Raw genomic sequence first — 25,952 nt, 5'->3', positions numbered from 1 at the left:
GAGCAAGTTCTTCTATGAAATTCAACTTTAACTAAACGTTACTGAATATGAAAGACCCGGCTAATTACAGTTTTTATGAGTTTTGTGACTGCTATTAAAGGGCAGAAGACCAGCTTAAGTTCGTTTCCTTAATCAAGTATCTGCTTTTAATCTTTAATAAACTTCCTGATGCCTGAAAATCTTTCTCCACTGATTTTAATCATGTATAGGCCATTCATCAAAGATGAAACATCCAACTCTAACAAGCCATCGATGAGGTCGCCACTACTTATTCTTCTATTTATATGCATTTTACCTAAGGCAGAATAGATGTGTAAAGTCATGTACTTCTCATTAACACCACTTAAATCAATGTACAGTTTATTGTGGACAGGAACAGGATATATGTTCAGGGGGGCATTTTGTTTTTCATGCTCAATACCCAATACTTCCTCTTTTGCTATGTAAATGGCTGTGATAGATAGAACAGTCTCCCCTGTGGTAATAGTTATAACAGGTTCTAAAGTACCATCAGACCATTCTTGAAAGAAGTACTCTTTGTCTTCAAAGAGTTGTTTAAGTGGTGCTTCTATTTGCCTTGTTAAACCAGCTACACTAGTGGCCGTGATAGGACCCACTTTGTCTTGCCCATCAATATTTAGTTGTAATCCTTCCGGTGATGTATTAGCTCTTATTTTACCTTTCATGGCTAAAACATCACGATAGGTAATTTTAGATAATCCGGTTTCATCTACAGCCTTCAAATAGATACGATACCAGACGTTGTCAAGAGAGCCAGTTGTCTCTTCAAGAGGAACCAAGAATGTGCCTGCGTTCAATCCGTATGTTACATCCATACGTCTGCTTATTTTACCGTTGTCGTGATAGTCTATCCACCAACTCATATCACTTGCAGGCACGGGTAAGTTATCGGCACTACTGCCACTGCCGGAAAATGCTAATACTTCACCTATCATATATCTTGCCTCGGAAACTGGTGTATCGATTTCTACATTAGGCACCGCCAAAGTAGCATCCGGATAAAGCTGAGCCTGCGGAATTACCTGCTTCTCTAAGCCCTCACCGCTCCAAGAGAGACTGACCATTGCTCCTAAACTTGCTTCAAAATACTCAAGGCGGATATCATAGGCTTTGAATGCTGTAAGTTCTATTGTTGCCGCATATTCATCTCTTGCTAGCACCCACTGGTCTATCAGTAACTCATCATCTATCCATAGCCTTACACCATCATCTGACGCAACATAAAATGTATAAGTGCCGCTACGATAAGGCATTAATTTTCCACTCCAACGAGCAGAAAAATTGTCAACCTGTAGCTGTGGGTCTGGCGCACCCATACTCCATTCAAAGTCCACAATCGGATCTACTCTTGCCAGGACCGGTAAAGTCCTGAAATATTTATCATTAACAAAATATTCAGCAGCGAGACCCGTTCCTTCACCGTATGGCAGTTCTTCATACTGCGCGATGATTTCATAAGTGCCCTCAATTGTATTCACATTGACTATGCGTTGGGAAGTACCATCAGACCATTGCTTGAATACATAGGTATGTCCATCCTTTACCTGCTTTAGTGGCGCTTCTAATGTTCGTATAATACCGGCCACTCCTATAACAGCTATGGGAGAAATCTTGTACTGTCCGTCAAAATTGAGTTGAAGACCTTCCGGTGAGGTGCTCGCTTTGATTTCGCCCTTGATGGGTAGAACGTCGCGATAAGTGGTTTTAGATAAGCCTGAATTGTCTGTGGCTTGAAGGTGTATACGGTACCAGACATTGTCTGATGTTTCTCCTGAACGAGGCACTTCAAACGAACCAGAAGTGATATCTGATGTTGAACTCATTACTGGGTGCGTATGCAAATCATGGTGAAAATTGATCCACCAGCTCAATGAGGCAGGTGCAATTTCTCCATCTTCTGCGTCAAAAGCTGTTCCTTCGTAATGTATCACATCCCCAGCCTTGTAAAAGCTGTTTATAGCAGGACTAGTTATGGCAGGTTCAGGCCTAGAGTTAGCAGTAACTGTTAGGATTGCCTCTTGTGATACCACAGAACCGAAGCTATTGGTTATTCGGCAGGTAAACCTGGAATCGTTATCAGATAATTGTGCATCTTCAAATAGAAAAGACGCTTGTGTAGCCCCGGGTATAGCAATACCATTTTTGTACCAGCTGTATGTATAAGGAGCCGTACCTGAAGCTATAACATGAAAACTGGCACCCTCACCTACTACTGCCAATGTATTGGCTGGTTGGCTAGCCACTACAGGTGCTCCGCTACCGGTATATACTACCTTCCAAAGCTTACCCTGTTTAGAGCTTGTGTTATCATCCATACCTGTACCAGAAGGCATTTCTCTTTCCAAGTAATACAAGTCTCCATTACCAGTAATTTTTATAGACAACGGCCTGATGATGCCTGAAGCAAAAGTCTCCAGTACCTCGCCTGTAGCCGGATCAAGTATATTGATTTTGCTATTACAGTAATCTGCAAAAAAGTATTTCCCAACATATTTTGATGGAAAAGTAGGCTTTAAAGGTTTATAAAAGGCAGCACCAACTATGGCACATCCTATCTGATGATTGTAAGCATATAAAGGATCTTTGTAGTTTGCAGGGGCTGATTGGGTGGTCTGTACGCCCTCAACTAGCGGCCATCCATAGTTCATTCCAGCCTCTACTACATTAACTTCTTCATAATCTTCCCCGCCAACATCGTTTAGAAACAATGAACCACTGTCCGAATCAAACTCAAAAGTAAAAGGATTACGGAAGCCTAAAGCCCAAATAGACTTATATTTACCTGTAGTCTGCTCAACAAAAGGGTTATCTTCTGGTATGCTACCATCCACATTTATGCGGAGCACTTTTCCATGCAGGCTGTTTAAACTCTGTGCACTTTGAGGACTTGCACCATCGCCAGTAGCAATATACAGTTTACCATCTTTTCCGAAAGCCAAAGCCCCTCCATTATGTATCAGCCATGAAAGGGGGTCAAGCTCTAAAAGAATTCTTTCACTTCCGGGAACAGCATAATTGCCGTTAGAAGTAAAGCGACTTACCCGATTATGGTTTTTACCAGAAACCGTGTAATAAACATAAACATAGCCATTCATCTCAAAGTCAGGATCTAATGCTATACCCTGTAATCCACGCTCATTGTCATCATCAACATCCAGCGTAACAAAAGGATCCGCAAGCAAAACGTTCTCCTCAATGATGCGCACACGTCCGTCTTTCTCTGTTACAAAAACTCTTCCATCCGGAGCTGTTGTCATCATTACCGGATTCAGGTTTTCAGCGATCAATGTTTGCGAAAAACCAGTTGGAAAGACACCCGCTTGGCTGGCAACGAAACAAAAGTGAAGAAGAAAGGTAATGAAACTAATTCGCGTAAACATTATCAATAGGCTATTATGGTAGGTTCCGGTAGTTTTACTAAACTATTAGTTAATCATAACACTACTAAGTTCTTCTTTAAGAACCTTTAAGATTTGCGTGCTTGTTGTGCCATCACCGTATGGATTCACGGATTTAGCCATTTTCTCATATTCTGTAGTATTTGTAAGCAGGTTTTGGCACTCTGACACAATTTTCTCAACATTGGTCCCTACCAGTCTGGCTGTTCCGGCATCCACACCTTCCATTCTCTCGGTAACTTCCCGCATTACCAGAACTGGTTTACCCAGAGCGGGTGCCTCTTCTTGTATTCCCCCAGAATCTGTGATAACAAGATAGGAAATGTTTAATAGCCATATAAGGTGAGAATAGTCAAGCGGCTCTATAAGATGTATTCTTTCTGTATTTTTTAATATGCGATCTACTGGTACTCTTACATTTGGATTGAGGTGCACCGGATAGACTATTTCAACATCTGCATTATTTTCAACTATTGTTTTCAATGCCAGACATATTTTTTCAAAAGGCTCTCCAAAGTTTTCCCTCCTATGCCCTGTTACTAATATAATTTTCTTGGTTCTGTCAAGGAAACTGAAATAATCCTCATAAACTGTAGTTTTTTGCTGATTTATCATGTCAAGCCCCAAAAGAAGAGCATCGATCACAGTATTTCCTACATTCCATATGGAGGATGGCATTACTCCTTCCGCTATTAAATTCTCTACAGCTTTTTGTGTTGGTGCAAAATGAAGATCTGCTAACTTACCAACTAACTTTCTATTGACTTCTTCAGGATAAGGGGAGTATTTTTCGAAGCTCCTGAGGCCTGCTTCCAAATGTATAACGTTAGCCTTTGTGTAAAAAGCTGCGAGAGCACCAGCCATAGCAGTAGTTGTGTCTCCCTGAACAACTACATAATCTGGGTTGAAGTCTTCTTTAATGATTGCATCTACTCCTTTAAGTACATCAACTGTTATATCCATTAAAGACTGATTTACTTTCATCAGTTCTAAGTCGTAGTCAGGCTTAACATTAAAAAAATTAAGAACCTGATCAAGCATCTTCCTGTGCTGACCAGTAACACAAACTTTTACTTCAAAGTCTGCGTCTCCTGCCATCTCCTTAATCAGAGGCACCATTTTGATAGCTTCAGGGCGTGTGCCAAACACAAAGAGTATTTTGTTGTTCATCATATAGCTTATTAAAAAATTCTTATTTCTTGTGGGCAACTTTAAGAGTCTTGTCTTTAATGATTCCGAATAAACACCTATCCTCAAAAGTAGCCCTATACCAGTTTAAGTCTAACTCCAAACACTTTTGCTTATACAGCAGCCCCTTTTCTACCAGTTTTACATCATGTAGGCTTCGTTCGCTTTCTATTATCTGACACTCCAAAGCTTTAACACGCTGCTCCCGTTCAGCAAGGCTCTTTTCCGCAACAGTGGCTGCCTGTACAGAAAGAGCCAACTGAGCCTCCAACTCTAGGATCCGCAGCTCTTTTTCTGAGTTACCCCGGTCGGCCTCCTGAGCCGCCTGAAGAGATGCCTGAAGCGCCAGGTTTTTATCTTGTAGCTGCTTCGTTAGCTCATTAATTTCACTCTGTTTCGATCTTATCACCTCTTCTTTTTCGGCACAGAAGTTCCTGTAATCTTCTGCTCTTTCTTTTAAAACAAGAGTCAAGCTTTGGTCTATATGAAGTTTTAAGGAATCTTCAAACTGTTGCTGCCTGGCTATAAGAGAGTTTTGACTCCTAGTTAGCTCGAGGTCTCGCATAAAGGCATAGGCGTTGCTGCCTATGTGCCGAGCACTTCTTAAAACGTTCTTTATGTTACCTGCTAAAACCTCATCGAAAGCATAAGGAACAGTAGATGTATGGTTTTGAAAACATTGAAAAACATCATGAACTAATTCAGAGAGATGGCAGCCAATCTGATCAATTTGCTTAGAAAACACCTTCCAGTTTGTTTTCTCATTAGCATTATCCCGTATCCACTGCGCCAAGCGGTAAGGTGTATCATCCAACCTTAACCGTTCAAGTTGCTGAATCAGTAAAGCTTTGTCTATGTTTTTTAAACCTCTGCCAGATAAGTTGTAAAAAGAGGCACGCTCAGTTAAATCTTGATCCAGTATGCCTTTAACACCATCGTACCCGACTAGTATCACTGGCTTGTTTAAGGATGCTGCCTCTAAAGCAACTCTTCCCATTCCAGCAACAATAGAATAATTTCTATAAATACTAGCCATATCAAAACAGATACCCTTGAGCTGTACCAATAAAGTATCTTTATTGATATTAAAGGAAATCCATTCAACTAAGTTGTTGTATTCCGGACCATCTCCATAAATATCAACAACTGAAATATTGGTATAAGTAGCTAAGGTGAGAAACTCTTTTATGCCTTTAACTTTAGCACTGTCCAGTCTACTTACAATACAGCAACCTTCAACTTTATTATCTGAATTAAATTCAGGGCTGAACACATCTACATCCACTGCATTGTTAAAAATGAAGTTTCTGTCAAGAGGCACGAAGTTCTTCGTGAGAGCATAAGTTTCTCTGGAAACATTATTCACCAGAGAGGCACTTTCAAACATTATACATTTGGTAAACCACTCCGTGAAGGCTCCAAATTCTTCCATGACAGAAGCGGGACCATGTAGTGTGTAAATAAAAGGGGTGGTTGTTATGAGTGCGGAGAAAAAAGCGGGAAGAGCGGAGAAAAAAGGATGTGCGTCAACAACATTTATCTCATTCTCCCGAATAATCTCAGCTAATTTATAAGAGACCTCAACCGCTTCCTGCGAGGTGATACTGCCAGATAAATTAAATCCTGTATAGACCTTCTTACAAATACTGTACGGCAGATTTTGATCAAGAAATGATGGTCCTGTTACCAAAAAAATTTCATGCCCGCAATTTTTTAAATGCTTTATTTTACCCTGTAAGTGCGTTTCAAGCCCTCCAAAAGTAAAATTTTCTGTAACTATTAATATATTTTTATGCTTCGGAACATCTAATTCACTCACCATCTCCAACAATGCAATTTTTAGATACTGCTTTAATTATTTATCTCGTCTAAACATCCAAGCAAGCTTTTGCTTCAATGTTCCTATAAAGCTCCTGCTCTCATATGTCCGCTTATACCACTCAACGTCCTGCTGAAGCCTGTCTATATCATTGAGTAGCTTGTTCACGAGCTGCCTGTTTCCATCCGCAATGCGGCGGCTAAGGTCCAGATCGACATTCAGCAAAGTGATTTGCTCATTTTTTTCATCCAACATACTGCCTAACCTGCCTACCTTATCTTCCAGTAATTGAATAGATGCTTGCTTCGCCTCTATTTCGCTAACAAGCTTTTGATGAAGTAATTCTAAGGATTTGTAAATACCTTCTAAGTGATGTTCGGAGGAAGAATTGAATTCCTGAAAGAGTAAAGTTTTTCTCATGAGCAAATTAAGTAATCATACGCCTCCTGGTTCAGGAAACAGCAGACAGAGTAGGTGTTAAACTGTGGTTACCCTGGTAAATCATCTTATAACTCCTGAAATTCTGGTGCATATCAAATTCAGCAGTGCAAATATCATGAGAGTGCTGGCCCATCACATCCACCATATCACGGTTATTGAAGTAACTCAATATTTTGATAATGGCTTCTGTCTGGTTTGTGAAGATGTCTCCATTCACGCCCCTTTTTATCACGTCTTTATTCCCCACGCATTCGCTCAGGAGCACCGGCTTCTTTAAGGCCAAAGCCTCTAGCACGCCAAAAGAAAGACCCTCAAATACGGAGGTAGAAATATAGACATCGGCCTGAGCCACTAATTGTTTAATTTGAGAGGATGGCAACCAACCTGTTACCTGGATGTTTTTTGCTGTCAGACAGGGGCGATCTTTCCCGTCTCCCGCCCATATAAATTCAAACTGGTCAAACTCCTCAAAGTAAGAAGCAATGGTATTGAACAAAGATGGATTTTTCTGGTCTTCTATTCTGCCAGTTGTGATAATGCAAAACTTATCATTCGATGCTTTTTGTACCGTATTCTCTGTAGCCAAAGCCATAGAGATACCATTGTTTACATAAGTAGCCTTGATTCCGCGTTTCTGGTACTCCACCAATTCAGAGGCAGAGCAACAAACCACTTCGCCACCAATTCTGCTGCCAAACTTTTCCAACTGCTGGTAAAAGTAACTGTTCAGTTTGCTACCACCAGACAAAAAAGGAGCACCATTGGGAGTATAAATTACTTTATGTATTCCAGCCATCCGACAGGCTATTCTGCCTAAAAGGCCACTTTTAGAAGAGTGAAGATGCACTGCGTCTACAAGGTTCTTGCGCTTTAGTCTTCTAAGGATCTTGTATAATTCATTAAGCGCCTGAAGGTCTTTGAGAGGGTTAATAGATCGCTGCGCTGACTTCCACCTAATGAACCGTACATTCTTTTTAGGAAAGGAATGTTTCACCTCCTTTGCCGGCATCACTTGTGTACGCTCACCATGTATCACGATGTGCAACTCTTCTGGCATCGTTTCCGTAAGGGAACGTACAAAAACGGCTACACCAGCAGCAAAGGGTTCAACAACATGTACAACAATCATAAGTTTGTATAGTCAGAGCTAAATAGAAGAATAAGGTGTTTTCAAGTGGCTTATTCAGGCGCTAAAGTAGCTATAATTTTGAACAAAAAAAGTGTTGTAACTTCCAGTATTGAGGATTTCTATATATATTTTTTTTAATTATAGATATTCTTTAGTTAATCCTAATTACCTATCGTGCTTTTTGATATTATACCTTAATGCGCTTTAACAACAGCAAGGCCTTGTAGGGCACCAGCATGAGTGCCTTTAACTTCATTAGCCCCAACAGTTTACGGTAAGGCAGAGTACCAAACTCTGAAACAACATTATACCTGCCCTGCAACTGCGTGTTCCTGTTTTTGATTGATATGCCACTTTCATTTATTTCGCAGGTCACCAGGAACTGGTTGAGCACAGCGGCCCTGGTGTGTTTTATGATTTGCCAGAAGTAAGCATAATCCTCCACATGCTGGTATTTTACTGGATAGTACCCAACAGTATGGAGCAACTCCGCCCGAAACAGCACAGTAGGATGTATAAAAACATTCCGAACATGCATTTCTTTTACAATGTCTTCATGTGTTTCTGGGGTGGTGTAGTTATACTGGTATGCTGTATCAGGCTTCCTGAAAACACACCAGCTTCCGATCATACCAATATCCTGATTGGTATTCATGAATGTTACTTGTTCGTAAAATCGCTCCGCACTACATATATCTGCACAATCAAGTCGGGCTATGTATTTTACTGTAAGGTGATTTTGAATCCACTTTAATCCGGTATTTAGAGCATGCGTAATACCGCTGTTTTTTGCTAGTTGGAGCACTTCTATCTGCAGTGCATTAATATTAGATTTTTCTAATATATTTAAACTTATAGGTGTGGTGCTACCATCATCAACAACCAGGACCAGCAGTTTTTGTGGATAATAATGGATGCTTTTCAAAGACTGTATCAGACCTGGCAGGTTGTTGTAACAAGGGATCAGGACACATAAATCGAGAGGCTCTGTAAAGTGGCTCAAGTCAGTTAGGCATAAATAGAAACAATGCAATTTTAACGCTTGCCCCTTACATAAACAAGGTCAAACCAGGGATGCAGTTAAGATCTGAGCACTATGGCATGTTTGAAAGGGAGGACGCATGAAAAATCAGCAACAAAAAAGCCACTGAATATGCACTTCAGCGGCTTTTTTTATGAGCTTGTGGCACTTACTTCTAATACGATAGCCTGTTCCTGTTGCGGGCCTCTAAAGCAAGAGCAGCAACAATGCCAATCGTCAATGCCAGTGCCCCGCCAATTAACAGGAATCTTAACAGGCTGGGACCTGTTGGCCTAAAACGAGGAGCAAACCCATTCACCACCTGGATAGTCTCTATTTGCTCGAGCTCAGCCTGCAGTTTTACCTGCTCCTCATATAAAGCCATACTCTCGCGGTACAAATTAGTAGGATCAATCGGTTCTCCATAAACAAAACCATTTACAGGTCCTCGTGGAGAAGCCACATTGGTTTTCAGGCTATCCAGGGTGGCTATATCATCTTTTATCTTTGCAATAAGGCTTTCTATCTTTCGCTGCCTGATAAGCTTCTGTCTTAGAAAGTATCGGTTGCTCTCCAGGTAGTTCGTAATAGCAGGCTCCATTGATTCGAACATTACATTATCATAAAGCGATAGTTCGAGCCTGAAAGGCGTGCTCTGCAACACACTGTCTACGGGAACACGGTTCTGATCCAGGTTGGTAAAACTCAAGTCTTTTATCTTCCGGGCATCTTCCGGGCTAATTTCCAAATTACTGGAAACAGCTACGAAGTTTTCCTCCCTGATCATTTCCGCGAGGTTGTTTAACTGGTTCTCAACAAACTCATTCCGTATATCAGCCAACACCAGTGTCATGGAAGAAACAAAATAGGGTTTAGTTACTTTGAAGGCAGCATAACCTAACCCCACTCCTACCATACAAATTAAAACCACAAGCGTAAGATGACGCCAGATAGCCCGAAAGGTATAGGCTATACCTTCTCCAATTCTCTGGAAAAACCTGCCTATATATTCGAATATGACTGCTATATCAATCTCATCTTGATTCCCGCGCATGTTACGCTGATCCCGTTCCTCTAAATGATGCATATTTCCTCTTTTGTGACAAATATACAGGTATAGTTCTATACGCCTATGCCCCTTAATCTCATTTTGATATTTTTTAGTAATTTGCAGCAGGATTTAGCCTTCCGGGCGCACCAGCTTATAACCTTGCCGGTGGCTTCATCTGCATTCTACGCTTTATAAACTATGAAAATACAAATGGTAGACCTTCAGGGTCAATACCAAAGAATAAAACCTGATATTGACGCTGCTATTGAAGATGTTATACAAAATGCCTCCTTCATCAATGGGCCAGCTGTAGGCCAGTTTGCACAAGAACTTGCTGCGTACAATCATATAAAGCACGTCGTTCCCTGCGCCAACGGAACCGACGCTTTACAACTTGCCATGATGGCGCTGGACCTCCAACCCGGAGATGAAGTGATTGTACCTGCCTTCACGTATGTAGCAACGGCAGAAGTAATCGCTTTACTCGGGCTTATCCCTGTCTTTGTGGATGTAGACCCGGATACCTTTCAGGTGTCAGTAGAAGAAATTGAAAGAAATATTACCTCTAAGACCAGGGCCATAGTTCCGGTACACCTTTTCGGTCAATGTGCCGATATGGAAGGAATTATGGCTATAGCTGCGAAACATGATATTTATGTGATTGAGGATACGGCCCAGGCGATTGGGGCAGCATACACTTTTTCTGATGGCACGGTTAAAAAAGCGGGCACTATCGGGCACATAGGTACAACTTCATTTTTCCCGTCGAAAAACCTGGGTTGCTATGGTGACGGCGGTGCATTATTTGTGAATGATGATTCGCTGGCTGCAAAGCTGAAGATGATTGCCAACCATGGCCAACGCGTGAAGTACTACCACGACATCATTGGCGTCAATTCAAGGTTGGACACCTTACAGGCTGCTATACTGAGAGTAAAGTTACCTCACCTGGATGACTTCAGCCGTAAAAGAAATGCATCAGCGGCTGTTTACGATGCACAACTAGGTGGTTATACCTCCATCAGCATACCCGCACGAGCTCAGAACTCTTCTCATGTCTTTCATCAGTATACTCTGAGGTGCCATGGTTTTGACAGAGAAGACTTGCGTTCATTTCTCCAGGCAAAAGGCATTCCCACAATGGTGTATTACCCCGTGCCACTACATCAGCAAAAGGCATACAGCCACTATGAAAGGAATAACGAGAACTTGCAGGTATCTGAGCAGCTGTGCAGGCAGGTTTTGTCACTGCCCATCCATACGGAGCAAGAGCAGGCAGAACTGTCCTTTATTTCAGACACTATAAAAGAGTTCTTACATTCCAAAGGCCTTAACTAATGACTTACTTCAGCCACGAAACAGCCATCGTTGATGAGGGCTGCACAATTGGGGAGGGTACCAAAATCTGGCATTTCTCTCACATCATGACCAACTGCCACATCGGGAAAAACTGTAACATTGGTCAGAACGTTGTTATTTCCCCCGAAGTAGTGTTAGGAAGCAATGTTAAAGTGCAGAATAATGTGTCTATCTACACAGGGGTAACCTGCGATGATGATGTCTTTTTGGGTCCATCCATGGTTTTCACGAACGTCATCAATCCCCGGAGTGCGATTAACAGGCGAAACCAATATGCAAAGACACATGTAGGGAAAGGGGCCACTATTGGCGCCAATGCAACAATTGTCTGTGGCCACGACATTGGGGAATATGCTTTTATAGGTGCAGGAGCAGTAGTCACCAAAACCATTCCGGCCTATGCCCTGGTAGTAGGTAATCCGGCCCGACAGACCGGCTGGATGAGTGAATATGGCCATAAACTGGAGTTTGACCAGGAAGGGCTTGCTACCTGCCCCGAAAGCAAAGAAAAATACCAGTTACACGAAGGAGAAGTACGCAAACTTTAATACAACATGAAGAATTTTGCCCTTATCGGCGCAGCCGGATATGTTGCCCCCCGCCACCTGAAAGCGATAAAAGAAACAGGAAACAACTTAGTGGCCGCACTCGACAAATTTGACAGTGTAGGTATTATGGACAGCTACTTCCCTAACGCAGACTTCTTCGTGGAATTTGAGCGTTTTGACCGCCATGTGGAGAAGCTAAAGTATGACAAGGGCATTAACCTAGACTATGTAAGCATCTGTACGCCAAACTACCTGCATGATTCTCACATCCGGATGGCACTCCGTCGTGGAGCCGATGCCATCTGTGAAAAGCCACTGGTGCTGAACCCCTGGAACATGGACGCACTGGCACATATAGAGAAGGAAACCGGCAGAAAAATCAATAACATCCTGCAGCTGCGTGTTCACCCAAGCATCATCGCCCTGAGAGATAAAATCCAGAACGGGCCCAAAGACAAGAAGTACGATGTGGACCTTACCTACCTTACCTCACGGGGGCATTGGTATTATACTTCCTGGAAGGGTGATGTCACAAAGTCAGGGGGCATCGCGACAAACATAGGGGTACACTTTTATGATATGCTCAGCTGGATATTCGGCAAAGTACAGCAGAATGTGGTGCATGTGCACACCCACGACCGGGCTGCCGGCTACCTGGAGTTCGAAAAAGCCCGTGTGCGCTGGTTCCTGAGCATTAATTTTGATGTTTTGCCTGCTGAGGTAAAGGCCAAAGGGAAAACCACCTATCGCTCTATTACAATAGAGGGGGAAGAACTGGAGTTTAGTGAAGGATTCACAGATCTGCACACCATCAGTTATAAAGAAATTATCGCCGGCAACGGCTATGGCGTAGAAGATGCACGCCAATCAATAGAGATTGTGCACGATATCCGTAACCAGGAACCGATTGGCCTCAAGGGCGATTATCATCCCTTAGCGACAGAAAAGTTGGCTGCACATCCGTTCCAGGAAACTCATAGTTAAGATCCGGAAACAGGCAGCCGTTAGCATAGTAAAAGCACTTTGTCTGCCAATGAACCCAATGGAGCCAAATTTAAACTCGGAAATAGGGAACAGAATTGTGGAGCACATTACCAGATGATTGGACTCTATTTTAAAAATTTGAAAAAAGAAAGTATAGGTCCCCTGTTTAGATACGCTGTACAGTCAGAGTACCTGAAGAACACGGCAAAGCTGTTAACAGGAACAGCGCTCGCGCAGATTATTGCGGTTGCTGCATCTCCTGTCCTTTCCCGGTTGTATACGCCGGCAGATTTTGGAACATTCGCCCTGTATAACAGCACCTTATCCATTCTCCTTATTTTTTGCACCGGCAGGTATGACATGGCCGTTGTATCAGCTAAACTCAGGTTAAAAGCTGTTCAGTTAGTTTCGCTGTCTTTTGTTCTCCTGGTACTTTCCTTTTTCCTGGTGACGCTGCTGCTGGTGCTCTTCCACAACAGGATAGTTGAACTGATGGAACATCCCCAGTTCGGTCAGGCTATCTGGCTGCTTCCTGTATCATTTCTGTTTATGGGGTCTTACCAGATTCTCTCCTACTGGTCGAACAGGGAAAAAAACTACAACTTCCTGGCCTCATCGAAGGTTGCCCAAAACAGCACAAACGTCGGCGTCTCTGTCTTGATTGGCCTAATTCTCAGCCTGGGAACAGGACTGATCTGGGGGGCTATGGTGGGTGCTGTAATCGCTGTATCCCTGCTAATTTTTAAAAGTCGGGGCCTGCTGAAAGAAATGGTAGCGGTTACCAACATAAAGAGTTTAAAGGCTTGTGCAGCTGAGTATCAGGAATTTCCCAAATTCACATTGCCAACTGCCTTTCTTGACACATTCACGACCCAAATCCCGGTTTTCCTGATTACTATATTCTTTACGGAAGCACTGGCAGGCCACTTTTCTTTTGCTTACCGGATACTCAGCTTACCCATAAGCCTTATAGGAGCTAGCCTGGGGCAGGTTTTTTATCAAAAGCTAACTGAAATTCACCACAACCAGCAAAGCAGCAGAGGGCTTATACTAAAGATGTGGGGACTGCTCTTCCTGGTAGGTATTGTTCCCTTTACGGTTTTGTTATTCTTTGGAAGCGAGTTATTTATACTGGTGTTTGGTGCTGAATGGGAGGAGGCCGGACGAATAGCAGCTATACTTGCCATTCCGCTGCTCTTCATGTTTTGCAGTTCGCCCACGAGCACGGCTTTTATAGTTTTTGGAATTCAGAAGTACTCACTGGCTTTTGGCCTTCTTTTCATAGTGCTCAGGCCTTTAGCCTTTTACATAGGATATTTAAGAGGAGACATCTTTTTAAGTTTGATTCTCTGGGGCACCTTTGATGTGATCTTAATTATTCTATATAATTTTATCTTGATAAAAAAGGCTACTTAATGAATCTGACACACATACTGCGGTCTATCAGGATAAATTATAAGAACAAGCGTGCGGGCCTGCTGAAGGGTTGGAAAATACACTATAGCAAAAAGCTGAACCTGTACTTTTTGCTGAACCTGGACAACTACATAGACTACCTGATATTTGTAAAAGATCAATTCGAACCGCAGGTATTAAAGGCGATAAAACTACTTGTGGAAAGAAAGAATGTAACGGCCTTTGTAGATGTAGGGTCGAACATCGGACAGATGAGTTTGTATGTTGCCAAAAACTTTCCGCGTGTAAAAGTTCTGTCTTTTGAGGCCTACTATAAAAACTACAGGCAACATGCCTCCTCTATGCTGTTGAACGATTTGGAGTACAACCTACAGAACATAGCTGTTTCCGATTCTGAGGAACCACTTAAGCTTTACCTGCCTAAAACGCAAAAAGAGTATGATTACGGCAAGTTTAACTCCGGCATGACCAGCATTAACCTGGACAGCTTTAGAGAAGAGACAAGAAAAATAGAGGTACAGGCTAGTACCCTGACCTCACTTTTAGAGGAGAACCTGGATAAAGAAAAAGAGGGCTATGTGCTGGTTAAAATAGATGTAGAGGGTGCCGAACTGAAAGTAATCAAGGGCTTTCTAGCGTATATCAGAAACAACAAGGGCATCATCATCATTATAGAAATGCTGTTTGAGAAAGATAACAGCCTCTATGAAGAAGTCCGGCAAATGTTGTATGATGCCAGTTTTAAGATGTACGACATCGCCCTGCAACCTATTTCAAAAGAAACATTCAAAACAAATCAGAACGCCGACTTCATATTTATTAAGGAACATTGATGAATATTTTTGTCATTCCTTCCTGGTATCCCTCTAAAGACAACCCCATAGCGGGCATCTTTTTCAAAGAACAGGCATCATACCTTGCAGAACTATATGACAACACACATGTAGGAATAAGCCTGTGGGGGCAGAATGATGCTGATTTCGCTATAAACAGGAAGCTCCTCCCCTCTTTGAAGGCTTTGTATCATTACACCAGGGCAAACAAGAAAACCTGCATCAACTCCCTGAAGGCTAATCTTCATGAGGTGTTCACCCCTGTCCTGAACTTACCTGTCAAGGTCTTGGGTGGAAACATCAGCGCCATCTTAAAAGCCAATTTTGCAAACTTCCGGGCATACCAGGAGCAGTTCGGCAGGATAGACATCATTCATGCCCATGTCAGCTACCCTGCTGGATACATAGCGATGGTGCTGGCGGAGCACTTCAAAATCCCCTACCTCATTACAGAGCATATGGGCCCCTTTCCTTTCAAGGACTTTCTTACAAGGGACGGGCAAATAAAGCATGTACTGAGTTTACCCATCAACAGGGCAAATAAAGTTATTGCTGTGAGTCCAAGGCTAAGGGATGATATCACCCGGTTTAACTTACAGCAACCCCTCTTTATTCCAAATGTAATCAACGAAGACTTCTTTGTTCCTAAAGAAACGGTAAAACACGCACCCTTCCAGTTCTTCACTTTGGCCACACTGTCACCGGAAAAAGGGATCGATGACCTCCTTCGTGCCGTCTCTCTTGTGGTAAAAACCCATAAGAATGTTAAATTTAAAATTGGCGGAGGCGGAAGTCTTTTGAACCACTATAAAGAAAAGACCAGCACACTGGGATTGGAGCAGCACGTTGAATGGATGGGCGAACTAACAAGAAGTGAGGCAAGAGAACAATATCAGCATAGTCATGCTTTTGTACTACCGAGCCATGGCGAAACGTTTGGAGTGGTATATGCAGAAGCTATTGCCTGTGGCATACCTGTTATTGCCACCCGTTGTGGCGGCCCGGAATGTATTGTGGATGAAGAGAATGGCTTACTTGCCAATGTAAAAGACCCACAGGATTTAGCTGATAAAATTGAGTACATGCTACACCACTACGAAACTTATGACTCAGAGAAAACCCGGAAAGGGTTTGAAGCCAGATTTTCTAAAAAGGTGGTAATACCCCAGATCATGGAGGTGTACCAGTCATTGCTACGAACAGCATCAGAATAAACTTAATCTGTGTAACTGCAGGAACAATATCAGGCAAACTAAAACTACTATATGTGCGGAATAGGTGGGGCTATTAACTATAAAAGGTCCGGGATTGCTTTAGAAACCTTACAGGAAATCAGTAAAACCATTGCACACCGAGGCCCCAACGACTTTGGGTTTTATTTATCTGCCGGTGGCGCAAAGGTTCTGACACGAAATGTACACGAGGGCTTTGACTTTAATGTAGCCCTCCTCCACCGCAGGCTTTCTATTCTTGATCTGACAGAAAGAGGGTGGCAGCCGATGCAGACAGCAGACAGGCGGTATACCATATCTTTTAATGGGGAAATCTACAACTACATTGAGCTAAGAGAGATTCTCCTTCAAAGCGGCTACCATTTCCGGACAGAGACAGATACAGAAGTTATCTTGTATGCTTTTCAGGAGTGGGGAGTAGATTGTTTAGCCCGTTTCAATGGCATGTTTGCCTTTGCCATTCATGATGCTGCTACAAATACACTTTTGCTTGCCCGTGACCCTTTTGGCATCAAGCCCCTGTACTACGTGCAGAACGAACAATTCTTCCTGTTTTGCTCTGAAATAAAGGGGCTGTTAGCGGAGCCAAAGGTAAAGAGGAAGATTAACCCCGGCCGCTTGAATGAATATCTCAAATTTGGCTGGGTTAACCAGAGCACGGAAACCATTTACAGTGAGATAAAAGAAATTCCAGCCGCTCATTATACCATCATCACCGCAGCCGATTATAAAACAGTAGAAACAAAGCCTTACTGGACGGTAAATCCTGTAGAGCGAAGAGACTTATCATTCGGGGATGCAGTAGAGCAAGTCAGGGAGATCTTACATAACAATATCCGAATCCACCTGAGAAGCGATGTAGAAGTAGGATATACCTTATCGGGTGGCATCGATTCTTCTTCCGTCATATGTGTGGCTAAAGACCTTCTGCCGCAAACCAAGAAACAGGCCTTTAGTTACCTGCCTAATTACGAGGAGAAAAGCGAAAAAAAATGGATCGATATAGTCAATCACCAGGTTCATGCGCAGCCTTTTTACACACAGCCGTCCGAAGCGACTTTTATATCAGAGATAGAGAACATCATCAGGCTTCAGGACGAGCCTTTTGGTAGTACCAGCATTTATGCGCAGTACAAGGTGTTCGAGCTGATTGGGAAAAACAACATAAAGGTGGTGCTGGACGGGCAGGGAGCGGATGAAATTTTTGCTGGCTACCCCATCTACTTTACAGAGCGGGCCATGTCCATTCTCCGGAAAGAAGGATTTGTAAAGTACCTGGCTTTTATCAGGAGAATAGACCCGGCCCTGAACATATCCATAGCAAAAGAGATATTGAAAACACTGTACAAGTACCTGCCAAAGCACTTTCAAAAGGAAGTACGGAAAAGGTACGCCTCCCACACAACGCGCTTAATGAACAAAGACCTCTTTGAGCACGAAGAGGCTTTATTTGATGGTTCAGGCTTTGAGGACAATTACCTGAAAGCATCCCTTTACAAAGGATTGAGCCATACAGACTTGCCTTCTATGCTGCGTTACCAGGACAGAAATGCCATGGCTTTTTCTGTTGAAGGAAGAGTACCATTCCTGACGAAAGACTTGGTGGAGTTTGTCTACTCCCTTCCGGAAGAATATATTTTAGCCAATGAGGGCTATACTAAAAAGCTGCTTCGGGAAGCGATGAAGGATTTCCTGCCATCAGAAATCTACCACAGAAAAGATAAGATCGGTTTTGAAACGCCCGAGAAAAAATGGATTAAAAGCTCCAGCGCCTGGACCTTTGATGTTCTACACAGTGCGGGCACAGTGCATGGCGTAAACCTGGACATGCTGAAGAAAGAGTTTACAGATATTTTTGCTAACAAAAAGCCGTACACAACCGCTCATTGGCGCTATCTGAACTATGTAAGATGGGCAGAACTAAACAAAGTATACTAAAGCATGGGGTGTATTGTAAGGAGATGCACACCGACCATTACCGCTCCAATGAGTATCTTTAACAAAATCTTACCTGTAAAGCAAAAGTAAATGACTAAAGTTACTTTAGTTACCGGACATTATTGGGGTTCAAAAAGAAGAGCCGGATTTCATCATCTGGCCCAGGCGTACCGCAGCCTGGGTTATGAGGTGCTCTTTTTTACTGCCCCGGTAAGTTATTTACTGAAGCTGAAAGGAGATTACCGTTTTGATTATTCTCTGAAGGAAGAAGCAGGAAGAGTCATTGAAAAAGACAGGCACCTCTACAGCTACGTGCATTTTACCCCCTGGCATGTAGCTAACCTGAGGCACAGCCTGCTGAATAAATTATCCGGGCCTTTTTTGCCCTTCTACAGCAAGTACTCCTTCAGCAAAGCAGAAGATTTCATCCGCTCATCTGACCTCATCATTTTTGAGAGCGCTCCGGGTTTGTTTCTGTTCCAGCGCTTTAAGCAACTCAACGCAAGAGCAAAATTCGCTTATCGTGTTTCAGATGATTTACGCTTGTTAAATGTTCACCCGGGACTAATCAGATTAGAAGAAAAGATTCTTCCGGATTTTGATGTTGTCAGCGTACCCAGTTCTTACATCTACAACATTTTATCGGAACACAGCCCTAGAAAGCTTCAACTGGATCACCATGGCATAAACAAGCAGGTATATGATGAGGCGCACCACAACCCTTATACAGGCAATAGCAGGAAGAACCTCGTGTTCATTGGGAACGACTACTTTGATTACTCCTTCTTAGATATTGCATCAGACGCTTATAAAGAGTACCTGTTTCACATTATAGGACCGATAGCAGATTTGCCAAAGAAAGAAAACATCATCGTGTATGGTGAAATGCCTTTCCTGGACACGGTGCCGTACGTAAAATTTGCAGATGCGGGACTGCACACATTATCTTATAAGCCCGGTTCAGAATCGTTTACGGATAGCCTGAAGGTTTTGCAGTACTCTTACTGCAAATTGCCTATCATTGCACCAGACTTTCTGAAGACACAGCGCAAAAACACATTTTGCTACCAACCTGGCGACAGAGCATCTATAGCAGGCGCCATAGCACAGGCTATCCATAGCAAGAAGGAGAGTTTCAACAACATCGGGGTCAAATCCTGGGAAGAGGTAGCAGCGAACTTATGGGAATCAGCAAAATCTTAAGAAGCGTAGCTACTCCTTATGCTATCATTTTCTTTACCATGCTCCTGAGTTTTCTTGCCTGGCTCACGCCCGACTTCGGGATATTAAGAAAAGGTTTCAGCAGGCAGTTCAGTATGGGCTCGTTCGGTTTCTTCCTGGCCCTGACGTGGTACCTGTCAGCAATAGCAGTGGCTTTTCTGGGGTATGCCCTTGCTTTGAAAACCAAACTGTCGCCTGCCATTTTTGACAGGTATGCCTCCCTGAACAGGAAAGGTCCTTATGTTATTCTGTCCCTGTTCGCGTTTATTGGTGGCATGGCTTCCTACATGGTCATTCTATCCAGCGCAGGTTTTAACACCATCATTGGTTATATCACTTCAGGCCAGGCTAATCAGCTGAAGTACATCTTGTATGAAGATTACTCTGCTGGTGTGTTGTCGCTGAGGTACCTAGCTATTCATAGCTGTGCCATGGCCATTTTCAGGCGTTATAAACTTAAACAAAAAAGCAAGCTGGACTTTCTGAACATCTTCCTGTTGCTTTCTACTGTGATTATCTCCAGCCGTCTTTCGCTTGTAATGATGCTGTTTATCTGCCTGATTCTCTTTATCACCCATTCAGAGAGAATAAAGATAAAACCCATGAAATTAACGGCAGCGGGCATCGTGCTGTTTGTGCTGTTGAGCGCGCTATCATACTCCAGAAACAAAGGCTTTTATGAAGCGAAAGGGCATGGGTTTTGGTCAGCTGGCATATCAGAAATAGTCACCTACCTGGGTGCGCCCTTTCAGGGAGCCATTGCTGTGGGCAACAATCCTGAATTCATCACCCAGCAGCCCTTTAACTGGACCGGCTATGCCTATATCGAGGAGTCATTATCTACTAATTCAGCCTTCCTGCAGCTGTACCAGGCCTATGGCTGGTACTCTTTTTTAGTTATGATGCTGACAGTCGCCCTGTTTTCCTATATAGCCGGGTTCCTGAAGAAGCAAAGAAACAATTACCTGTACCTGTCTGTGTTGACCATACTCTATGCCTTTGCTGAATTCTGGAGGCTATATTGGTTTGGAACAGGTATCATGATAACGTTGGTTGTTTTTCCTGTCCTGGTCATATTCATCACCATCTTCTTATCTAAATCCACATGGAGAAATATGAGATTGCAGTAGATGCCCGTATGATCCATGCCTCGGGTATAGGTACTTATCTGCAAAACATCTTACCTGCTATCTGTAGCACCTATAGAACAGTTTTAATTGGGGAGAAAGAAAAGCTTGCAGCCTATGATGCAGAAGTCATAGAGTTTAACGCACCTGTTTATTCTGTCAAAGAGCTAGCTGCTTTACCGTTCATGATTCCTGCCTGTAAAGTTTTCTGGTCTCCGCATTTCAATGTGCCTCTTACAGCAAAAAGGGCCGAGCACCTGGTGACAACAATACATGATGTATTCCACCTGGCTTATTACCAGACCTTAGACATAAAGCAAAAGCTGTTTGCAAAGCTATTCTACAACCTTGCAGCCACGCGTAGTGACCGCATCATTACGGTGTCTCATTTTTCGAAACAGGAAATTTTAAAACATACCAAGGCAAAACCAGGAAGAATAAATGTGATTTATAATGGCGTGCACCAGGAACAGTTTGCCCAGAGGTTCTCTGCGGGGCAGGCGGAATCCATCCGGAAGAAATATAACCTACCCCTAGGTTACATTTTATTTGTAGGAAACGTAAAGCCGCATAAGAACCTGCTAAACCTGGTACATGCTTTACCTTCTCTTTTTAAGCAACATCACCACCTGTCTTTGGTTATCGTGGGCAAAAAGGACGGCTTTATCACTGGCGATACCCAGGTAGGTAAAATCATAGAAGCCTCTCCCCTTCTTAAAGAGCGAACCATATTCACTGGCTTTGCTGATCAGGAAGATTTACCTTTCATTTACCAGAACGCAAGCTTGTTTGTGATGCCCTCCGTATATGAAGGCTTTGGCCTTCCACCTTTAGAGGCGATGGCGGCAAACACCTTAACGGCGGTCTCTAATCAGGCTTCCCTGCCTGAGGTATGCCAGCAAGGTGCCCTTTATTTTGACCCGTATAAAAAGGATGATATTGAAAGTGTCCTCCAGAAGGCTTTAAATTTATCTACTGAAGAAAAGAGAAACCTGAAACAAACTGCTTTAAAAATTTGCCAGGGCTTCTCCTGGGAAAAATCCAGGCAGGAACACCTCCGTTTGTTCAATGAATACATCCTTTGAGTTGCTCAATAAAGAGTATTACACCTATCTACTTTGCATCATCATCTTTCTGCTTCCTTATTCTATATCTACTACAAATCTATTTGTGATAGTTCTTGGCCTGATATGGCTCTGGGATTTGGTGACACAGAAACATCTTCCTGTCTTAAAAGAGAACTTCAGGTACGTACTTCCCTTTGTCCTGCTGTTCCTTGCTTACCTGGTAAGTGTCCTCTACTCCTCAGATACAAGAGAAGCACTCTCCACACTTGAACGAAGGATACCGATATTACTTCTTCCGCTCATTCTCTTCTCAACTCCCTTCAAAAGGAAGAGTATTGAAACAACATTTTTGGCTTTTGTTCTCTCAATAGCAGCAAGCTGCCTGGTGGCATCAACGCTAACAACACACTATTTTTTAAACAACCCTGCAGAATACTACCTGGAAAAAGCACTTTGGTATTTGCCCCAGACCATTGGTTTCCATGCACCTTATTTAGCCTTGTACTTAGTAGTCTCCAATGTGCTCTGCTTTTACTTTTTTCTTCAAAAGAAGCAACGTGCGCTGGTCCTGGTTATATTCTTAACCAATAATATTTTCTTATTCCTGATTTCTTCCAGGTCTGCTTTAGCGGTTAACTGGCTCTATATTGCAGGCCTGTCTTCCTATTACCTCATTAAGAAGAAAGGCATGTTGGTTGCCCTCCTAAACCTTCTGCTTATAACAGGCATCTGTTATGTCGCTATTGCAAATGTCCCTTACCTGCATACTAAAATATCTAAGCTAACAGAAGCAGCTTATGGGGTAAACCATCGCGTAATAGCTGCAGGTGCTGCATCAGAAGTTATTATAGACAACCCTCTTATTGGGGTTGGGATAGGAGATATACAGGCAGAATTAAACAAAGAGTTACCTGACATGACCTATGCCGATATCAACGTCCATAACCAGTACCTGCATGAACTAATGACTTATGGTATCATCGGGTTCAGCTTTTTTGTTTCCATCTTCATCATTGGTTTCAGGAAAGCCTTCGCTCATCAGGATTTGTTCTTTTCCCTTTTCCTGATAAGCTTTTTGTTCGCTTTTTTAACAGAGGTAATCCTTGCCAGATACCTGGGCATTATGTTGTTTTCTTTGTTCTACCCTTTGTTCCTGAACCTGCACATAAATGAACACCGGCAAGAGTTACCGGGTAATGCAGGCGGCCTGAAGAGAGGCAGATAGCAGGTAAAACTCAGACAGAATAAACAGCACGAAAGAAGCGTTACAGATTACATTGCAGGGTTCCCTACGGAGAGGCATACTCAATACTAACCCAATCGAAAGGTGAATTTCAATGCTTTATATAGCCACAAAGGCTTATATTTTTTTCATGCTGGTTAGTGAATAATTTTTTAGATCCGACAATGCTGCTTTCCTGCTGCCCCATCAGGGCAAATTGGTTAATATTGCAGGAAATTAGCACCATGCGTTGCCTGCAACCTGGTTCAGCAATGCAGGGGTATAATGTTTTAAACAAGCAGCTGTAGAAGTGAAAGTAGCAATTGTACATGAGTGGTTTGTAGATTATTCTGGTTCTGAAAGGGTTGTGGAGCAGCTGCTGAATATATTTCCTGAAGCAGATCTGTTCGCTCTCATTGAATTCATGCCAGAGCACCTGCGGCAGCACATCCAGCATAAAAAAGTATCGACTTCCTTCATCCAGAAGCTGCCGTTCGCCCAAAAACACTACAGAAACTACCTGGCTTTGATGCCGCTGGCAATCGAACAGCTTGATGTTTCGGCATATGACCTGGTTTTAACCAGCAGCCATGCGGTTGCCAAAGGGGTGCTAACTCACTCTAACCAGCTCCATATCTGTTACTGCCACTCTCCTATCCGCTACGCCTGGGACCTTTACCATCAATACATCAGGGAAACAGGTCTCTCCAAAGGCCTGAAAGGTTTTATAGCCAAAATGATGCTGCACTATGTCAGGATGTGGGACTATACAACAGCCAACAGAGTTGATTATTTTGTCGCTAATTCTGCATACATCAGCCGAAGGATACAAAAGGTGTATAATAAGAAGGCTACTGTAATCTACCCGCCGGTGGATGTGGAGCGCTATACACTTGCAACAGAAAAAGGGGACTTCTATCTTACAGCATCCAGGCTCGTCCCATATAAAAAGATAGACCTGATAGTAGAAGCATTCAGTAAGCAACCAGACAAGAAGCTCATCGTTATTGGCGAAGGGCCTGATTGTAACAAAATAAAAGCAAAAGCAACGGCCAATATTACGATACTGGGCTACCAGCCTTACGAAGTTTTAAAAAGCCACCTGCAGCAGGCCAAAGCTTTTATTTTTGCTGCTGAGGAGGATTTCGGGATTGTCCCGGTGGAAGCGCAGGCCTGTGGCACACCCGTGATTGCCTATGGCAAAGGGGGAGCCTGCGAAACGGTGATACATGGCAGAACTGGCCTGCTTTTCGAAGAACAGTCGGTGGCTTCTCTTACGGAGGCTATTCTTCACTTCGAAGAAATGTCTGCCTCTTTCAATCCTTTCGATATCAGGGAAAATGCGGAGAGATTCAGCAATAAAACCTTCAGGAACAGTATTGCCAGCTTTATCCAGGAAAAGCTTGCAGCTAACAATACGGTTGAAGATATAGTAAAATGACGCAGTATTTCAGCATATTTGTGCTCAAATTAGATTATGCCGGGGTTATATAATAGATACATAAAGTTAACTTACTCCTTAGGCGACCTGGCGGCTGTTACGGTTTCAACTGTAGCTGCTTTCTTTTTAGTCGGTGAGGCACCAGACAGTTTCCTGGCCTCAAGTTACAGCGCCTTCCTGCTCTATTCTTTACTGGCTTGGATAATATGTACTGTGCTTCTGAACACATACAAACATTACCGGGTTGGCCGCAGGTTATGGGTACTGTTTGATGCCCTCAAAGCAGTGCTGCTCTATATACTGCTTATTGAGGCCACGTTAAACATCGTTCCTTACTTCTCCTTTTCCAGGCTTTTCCTCCTCTACCAATATGCTACCCTGGGCCTCCTGGTTTTATCATGGAGAGTGGTTGTAACATTCATGATCCGGTACTTGCGCCGCAAGGGCTATAATTCTGTGAAAGTCATTATTGTAGGATATGGTAAGACAGGAAAAGAACTGAGGGACTTCTTCTACAACCATCCAGAGTATGCCTACAGGTTTGAAGGCTTTTTTGACGATCATGCCATTGGCGAACCACAGGTAATAGGTAAAGTAAAAGACGTCGAAAAGTTTGTGCTGGACAATGAAGTAAACGAAATCTATTGCTCTGCATTTGAACTGAACAAGGACCAGATTACTTCTTTGATGGAGTTCTCGGACAACAACCTGGTACGCATGAAGTTCTTGCCGGAGCCCGATAGCTTCCGGTATCAAAAGCTTAAAATTGACTTCTACGACATGCTGCCCATCCTGGTGGCCCGTTCTATTCCCCTCGATGATGTCATAAACAAGATCCTGAAGCGCTCGTTTGACCTGGTGTTTTCCCTCTTCGTCATCATCTTCATTTTGTCGTGGCTTCTGCCTATACTGGCAGTCATCATTAAACTGGATTCTAAAGGACCAGTGTTCTTTGGCCAGGAGCGCTCTGGTATTAACAACAAGACCTTTCGTTGCTGGAAACTGCGGTCTATGTACGTGAATACGGAGGCTAATTCTAAGCTTGCCCGCCGGGGTGACTCCCGAATCACGCCCGTAGGTGCCTTTTTAAGAAAGACGAGCCTCGATGAACTGCCACAATTCTTTAATGTGCTGATGGGGCAGATGTCTATAGTTGGTCCAAGACCACACATGTTAAAGGCTGATCAGGAATATGCGCTCATTGCGGAGAAGTACATGGTGCGCCACTTTATAAAACCAGGGGTTACGGGCCTGTCGCAGGTACGCGGCTACCGGGGCGACACAACCGCAGATTACCAGGTGCGTGGCCGGGTAAAGCTGGATATCTTCTACTTGGAGAACTGGACCTTCCTGCTGGACCTGAAGATCATCTTTTACACCATCTACAATGCTATCAGAGGCGACAAGGCCGCTTTTTAGAATTTGCTGCCTTCCCCTATAGGTTGTACACCTTTAGGTGAATTAACTCCCACCTTTCTGCAGCTTTTAGTAACTTG

The 25,952-nt window shown here is 43.1% G+C and carries 20 protein-coding genes; 13 read left to right on the top strand and 7 right to left on the bottom strand.

Annotation, left to right across the window (positions count from 1 at the left end):
• Nucleotides 1-146: 146 nt before the first annotated feature.
• The 7 genes from ACYVB1_RS00665 to ACYVB1_RS00635 form a co-directional block, all read right to left on the bottom strand.
• A complete protein-coding gene (locus ACYVB1_RS00665; protein ID WP_460919447.1) occupies nt 147-3,401 on the bottom strand; it encodes a PQQ-dependent sugar dehydrogenase in 3,255 nt (1,084 codons plus the stop codon).
• A 45-nt stretch (nt 3,402-3,446) separates the two neighbouring features.
• Nucleotides 3,447-4,592: a non-hydrolyzing UDP-N-acetylglucosamine 2-epimerase gene (wecB, locus tag ACYVB1_RS00660; RefSeq protein WP_460919445.1), complete on the bottom strand. Its 1,146-nt coding sequence runs from the start codon at nt 4,590-4,592 to the stop codon at nt 3,447-3,449.
• Between the two features lie 19 nt (nt 4,593-4,611).
• On the bottom strand, nt 4,612-6,429 hold the full coding sequence (locus ACYVB1_RS00655; RefSeq protein ID WP_460919443.1) for a glycosyltransferase family 4 protein: 1,818 nt from the start codon (nt 6,427-6,429) through the stop codon (nt 4,612-4,614).
• A gap of 33 nt (nt 6,430-6,462) precedes the next feature.
• Nucleotides 6,463-6,846 (bottom strand): hypothetical protein, encoded by a 384-nt coding sequence (locus ACYVB1_RS00650; protein WP_460919441.1) that lies wholly within the window; start codon nt 6,844-6,846, stop codon nt 6,463-6,465.
• Between the two features lie 31 nt (nt 6,847-6,877).
• Nucleotides 6,878-7,996 carry a glycosyltransferase gene (locus ACYVB1_RS00645; protein ID WP_460919439.1) on the bottom strand — a complete coding sequence of 373 codons (1,119 nt, stop codon included), beginning with the start codon at nt 7,994-7,996 and terminating at the stop codon, nt 6,878-6,880.
• Between the two features lie 187 nt (nt 7,997-8,183).
• Complete coding sequence (locus ACYVB1_RS00640; protein ID WP_460919437.1) at nt 8,184-8,999, bottom strand: glycosyltransferase; 816 nt, start codon at nt 8,997-8,999, stop codon at nt 8,184-8,186.
• A 193-nt stretch (nt 9,000-9,192) separates the two neighbouring features.
• A complete protein-coding gene (locus ACYVB1_RS00635) occupies nt 9,193-10,104 on the bottom strand; it encodes a chain length determinant protein (protein ID WP_460919435.1) in 912 nt (303 codons plus the stop codon).
• Nucleotides 10,105-10,266: 162 nt separating this feature from the next.
• On the opposite strand from ACYVB1_RS00635, the gene ACYVB1_RS00630 reads away from it, so the two are divergent.
• The 13 genes from ACYVB1_RS00630 (at nt 10,267) to ACYVB1_RS00570 (ending at nt 25,875) form a co-directional block, all read left to right on the top strand.
• On the top strand, nt 10,267-11,406 hold the full coding sequence (locus ACYVB1_RS00630; protein WP_460919433.1) for a DegT/DnrJ/EryC1/StrS family aminotransferase: 1,140 nt from the start codon (nt 10,267-10,269) through the stop codon (nt 11,404-11,406).
• Entirely contained in the window at nt 11,406-11,975 is a 570-nt protein-coding gene (locus ACYVB1_RS00625) for an acyltransferase (protein WP_460919431.1), read from the top strand. The genes ACYVB1_RS00630 and ACYVB1_RS00625 overlap by 1 nt, the downstream gene beginning before the upstream one ends.
• A gap of 6 nt (nt 11,976-11,981) precedes the next feature.
• Nucleotides 11,982-12,959 carry a Gfo/Idh/MocA family protein gene (locus tag ACYVB1_RS00620; protein ID WP_460919429.1) on the top strand — a complete coding sequence of 326 codons (978 nt, stop codon included), beginning with the start codon at nt 11,982-11,984 and terminating at the stop codon, nt 12,957-12,959.
• Nucleotides 12,960-13,073: 114 nt separating this feature from the next.
• Nucleotides 13,074-14,375 (top strand): lipopolysaccharide biosynthesis protein, encoded by a 1,302-nt coding sequence (locus ACYVB1_RS00615; RefSeq protein ID WP_460919427.1) that lies wholly within the window; start codon nt 13,074-13,076, stop codon nt 14,373-14,375.
• Entirely contained in the window at nt 14,375-15,208 is an 834-nt protein-coding gene (locus tag ACYVB1_RS00610) for an FkbM family methyltransferase (RefSeq protein WP_460919425.1), read from the top strand. The genes ACYVB1_RS00615 and ACYVB1_RS00610 overlap by 1 nt, the downstream gene beginning before the upstream one ends.
• Nucleotides 15,208-16,422, top strand: a complete 1,215-nt coding sequence (locus tag ACYVB1_RS00605) for a glycosyltransferase (protein WP_460919423.1) — start codon at nt 15,208-15,210, stop codon at nt 16,420-16,422. Before ACYVB1_RS00610 ends, ACYVB1_RS00605 begins: the two co-directional genes overlap by 1 nt.
• Before the next feature lie 51 nt (nt 16,423-16,473).
• Nucleotides 16,474-18,378, top strand: a complete 1,905-nt coding sequence (gene asnB, locus ACYVB1_RS00600) for an asparagine synthase (glutamine-hydrolyzing) (protein WP_460919421.1) — start codon at nt 16,474-16,476, stop codon at nt 18,376-18,378.
• A 90-nt stretch (nt 18,379-18,468) separates the two neighbouring features.
• Nucleotides 18,469-19,581 carry a GumK N-terminal domain-containing glycosyltransferase gene (locus ACYVB1_RS00595; RefSeq protein WP_460919419.1) on the top strand — a complete coding sequence of 371 codons (1,113 nt, stop codon included), beginning with the start codon at nt 18,469-18,471 and terminating at the stop codon, nt 19,579-19,581.
• Nucleotides 19,560-20,729 (top strand): hypothetical protein, encoded by a 1,170-nt coding sequence (locus tag ACYVB1_RS00590; RefSeq protein WP_460919417.1) that lies wholly within the window; start codon nt 19,560-19,562, stop codon nt 20,727-20,729. The genes ACYVB1_RS00595 and ACYVB1_RS00590 overlap by 22 nt, the downstream gene beginning before the upstream one ends.
• Nucleotides 20,705-21,811, top strand: a complete 1,107-nt coding sequence (locus ACYVB1_RS00585) for a glycosyltransferase family 4 protein (RefSeq protein WP_460919415.1) — start codon at nt 20,705-20,707, stop codon at nt 21,809-21,811. Before ACYVB1_RS00590 ends, ACYVB1_RS00585 begins: the two co-directional genes overlap by 25 nt.
• On the top strand, nt 21,795-23,018 hold the full coding sequence (locus tag ACYVB1_RS00580; protein WP_460919413.1) for an O-antigen ligase family protein: 1,224 nt from the start codon (nt 21,795-21,797) through the stop codon (nt 23,016-23,018). The genes ACYVB1_RS00585 and ACYVB1_RS00580 overlap by 17 nt, the downstream gene beginning before the upstream one ends.
• A 307-nt stretch (nt 23,019-23,325) precedes the next feature.
• Entirely contained in the window at nt 23,326-24,456 is a 1,131-nt protein-coding gene (locus ACYVB1_RS00575) for a glycosyltransferase family 4 protein (protein WP_460919411.1), read from the top strand.
• 36 nt (nt 24,457-24,492) lie between these two features.
• Complete coding sequence (locus ACYVB1_RS00570; RefSeq protein WP_460919409.1) at nt 24,493-25,875, top strand: undecaprenyl-phosphate glucose phosphotransferase; 1,383 nt, start codon at nt 24,493-24,495, stop codon at nt 25,873-25,875.
• Nucleotides 25,876-25,952: the final 77 nt, after the last annotated feature.

This window comes from Pontibacter brevis, from assembly GCF_054779655.1.
The sequence above is the reverse complement of the archived record's forward strand: the minus strand, read 5'-3'. Positions and strand labels throughout refer to the sequence as shown.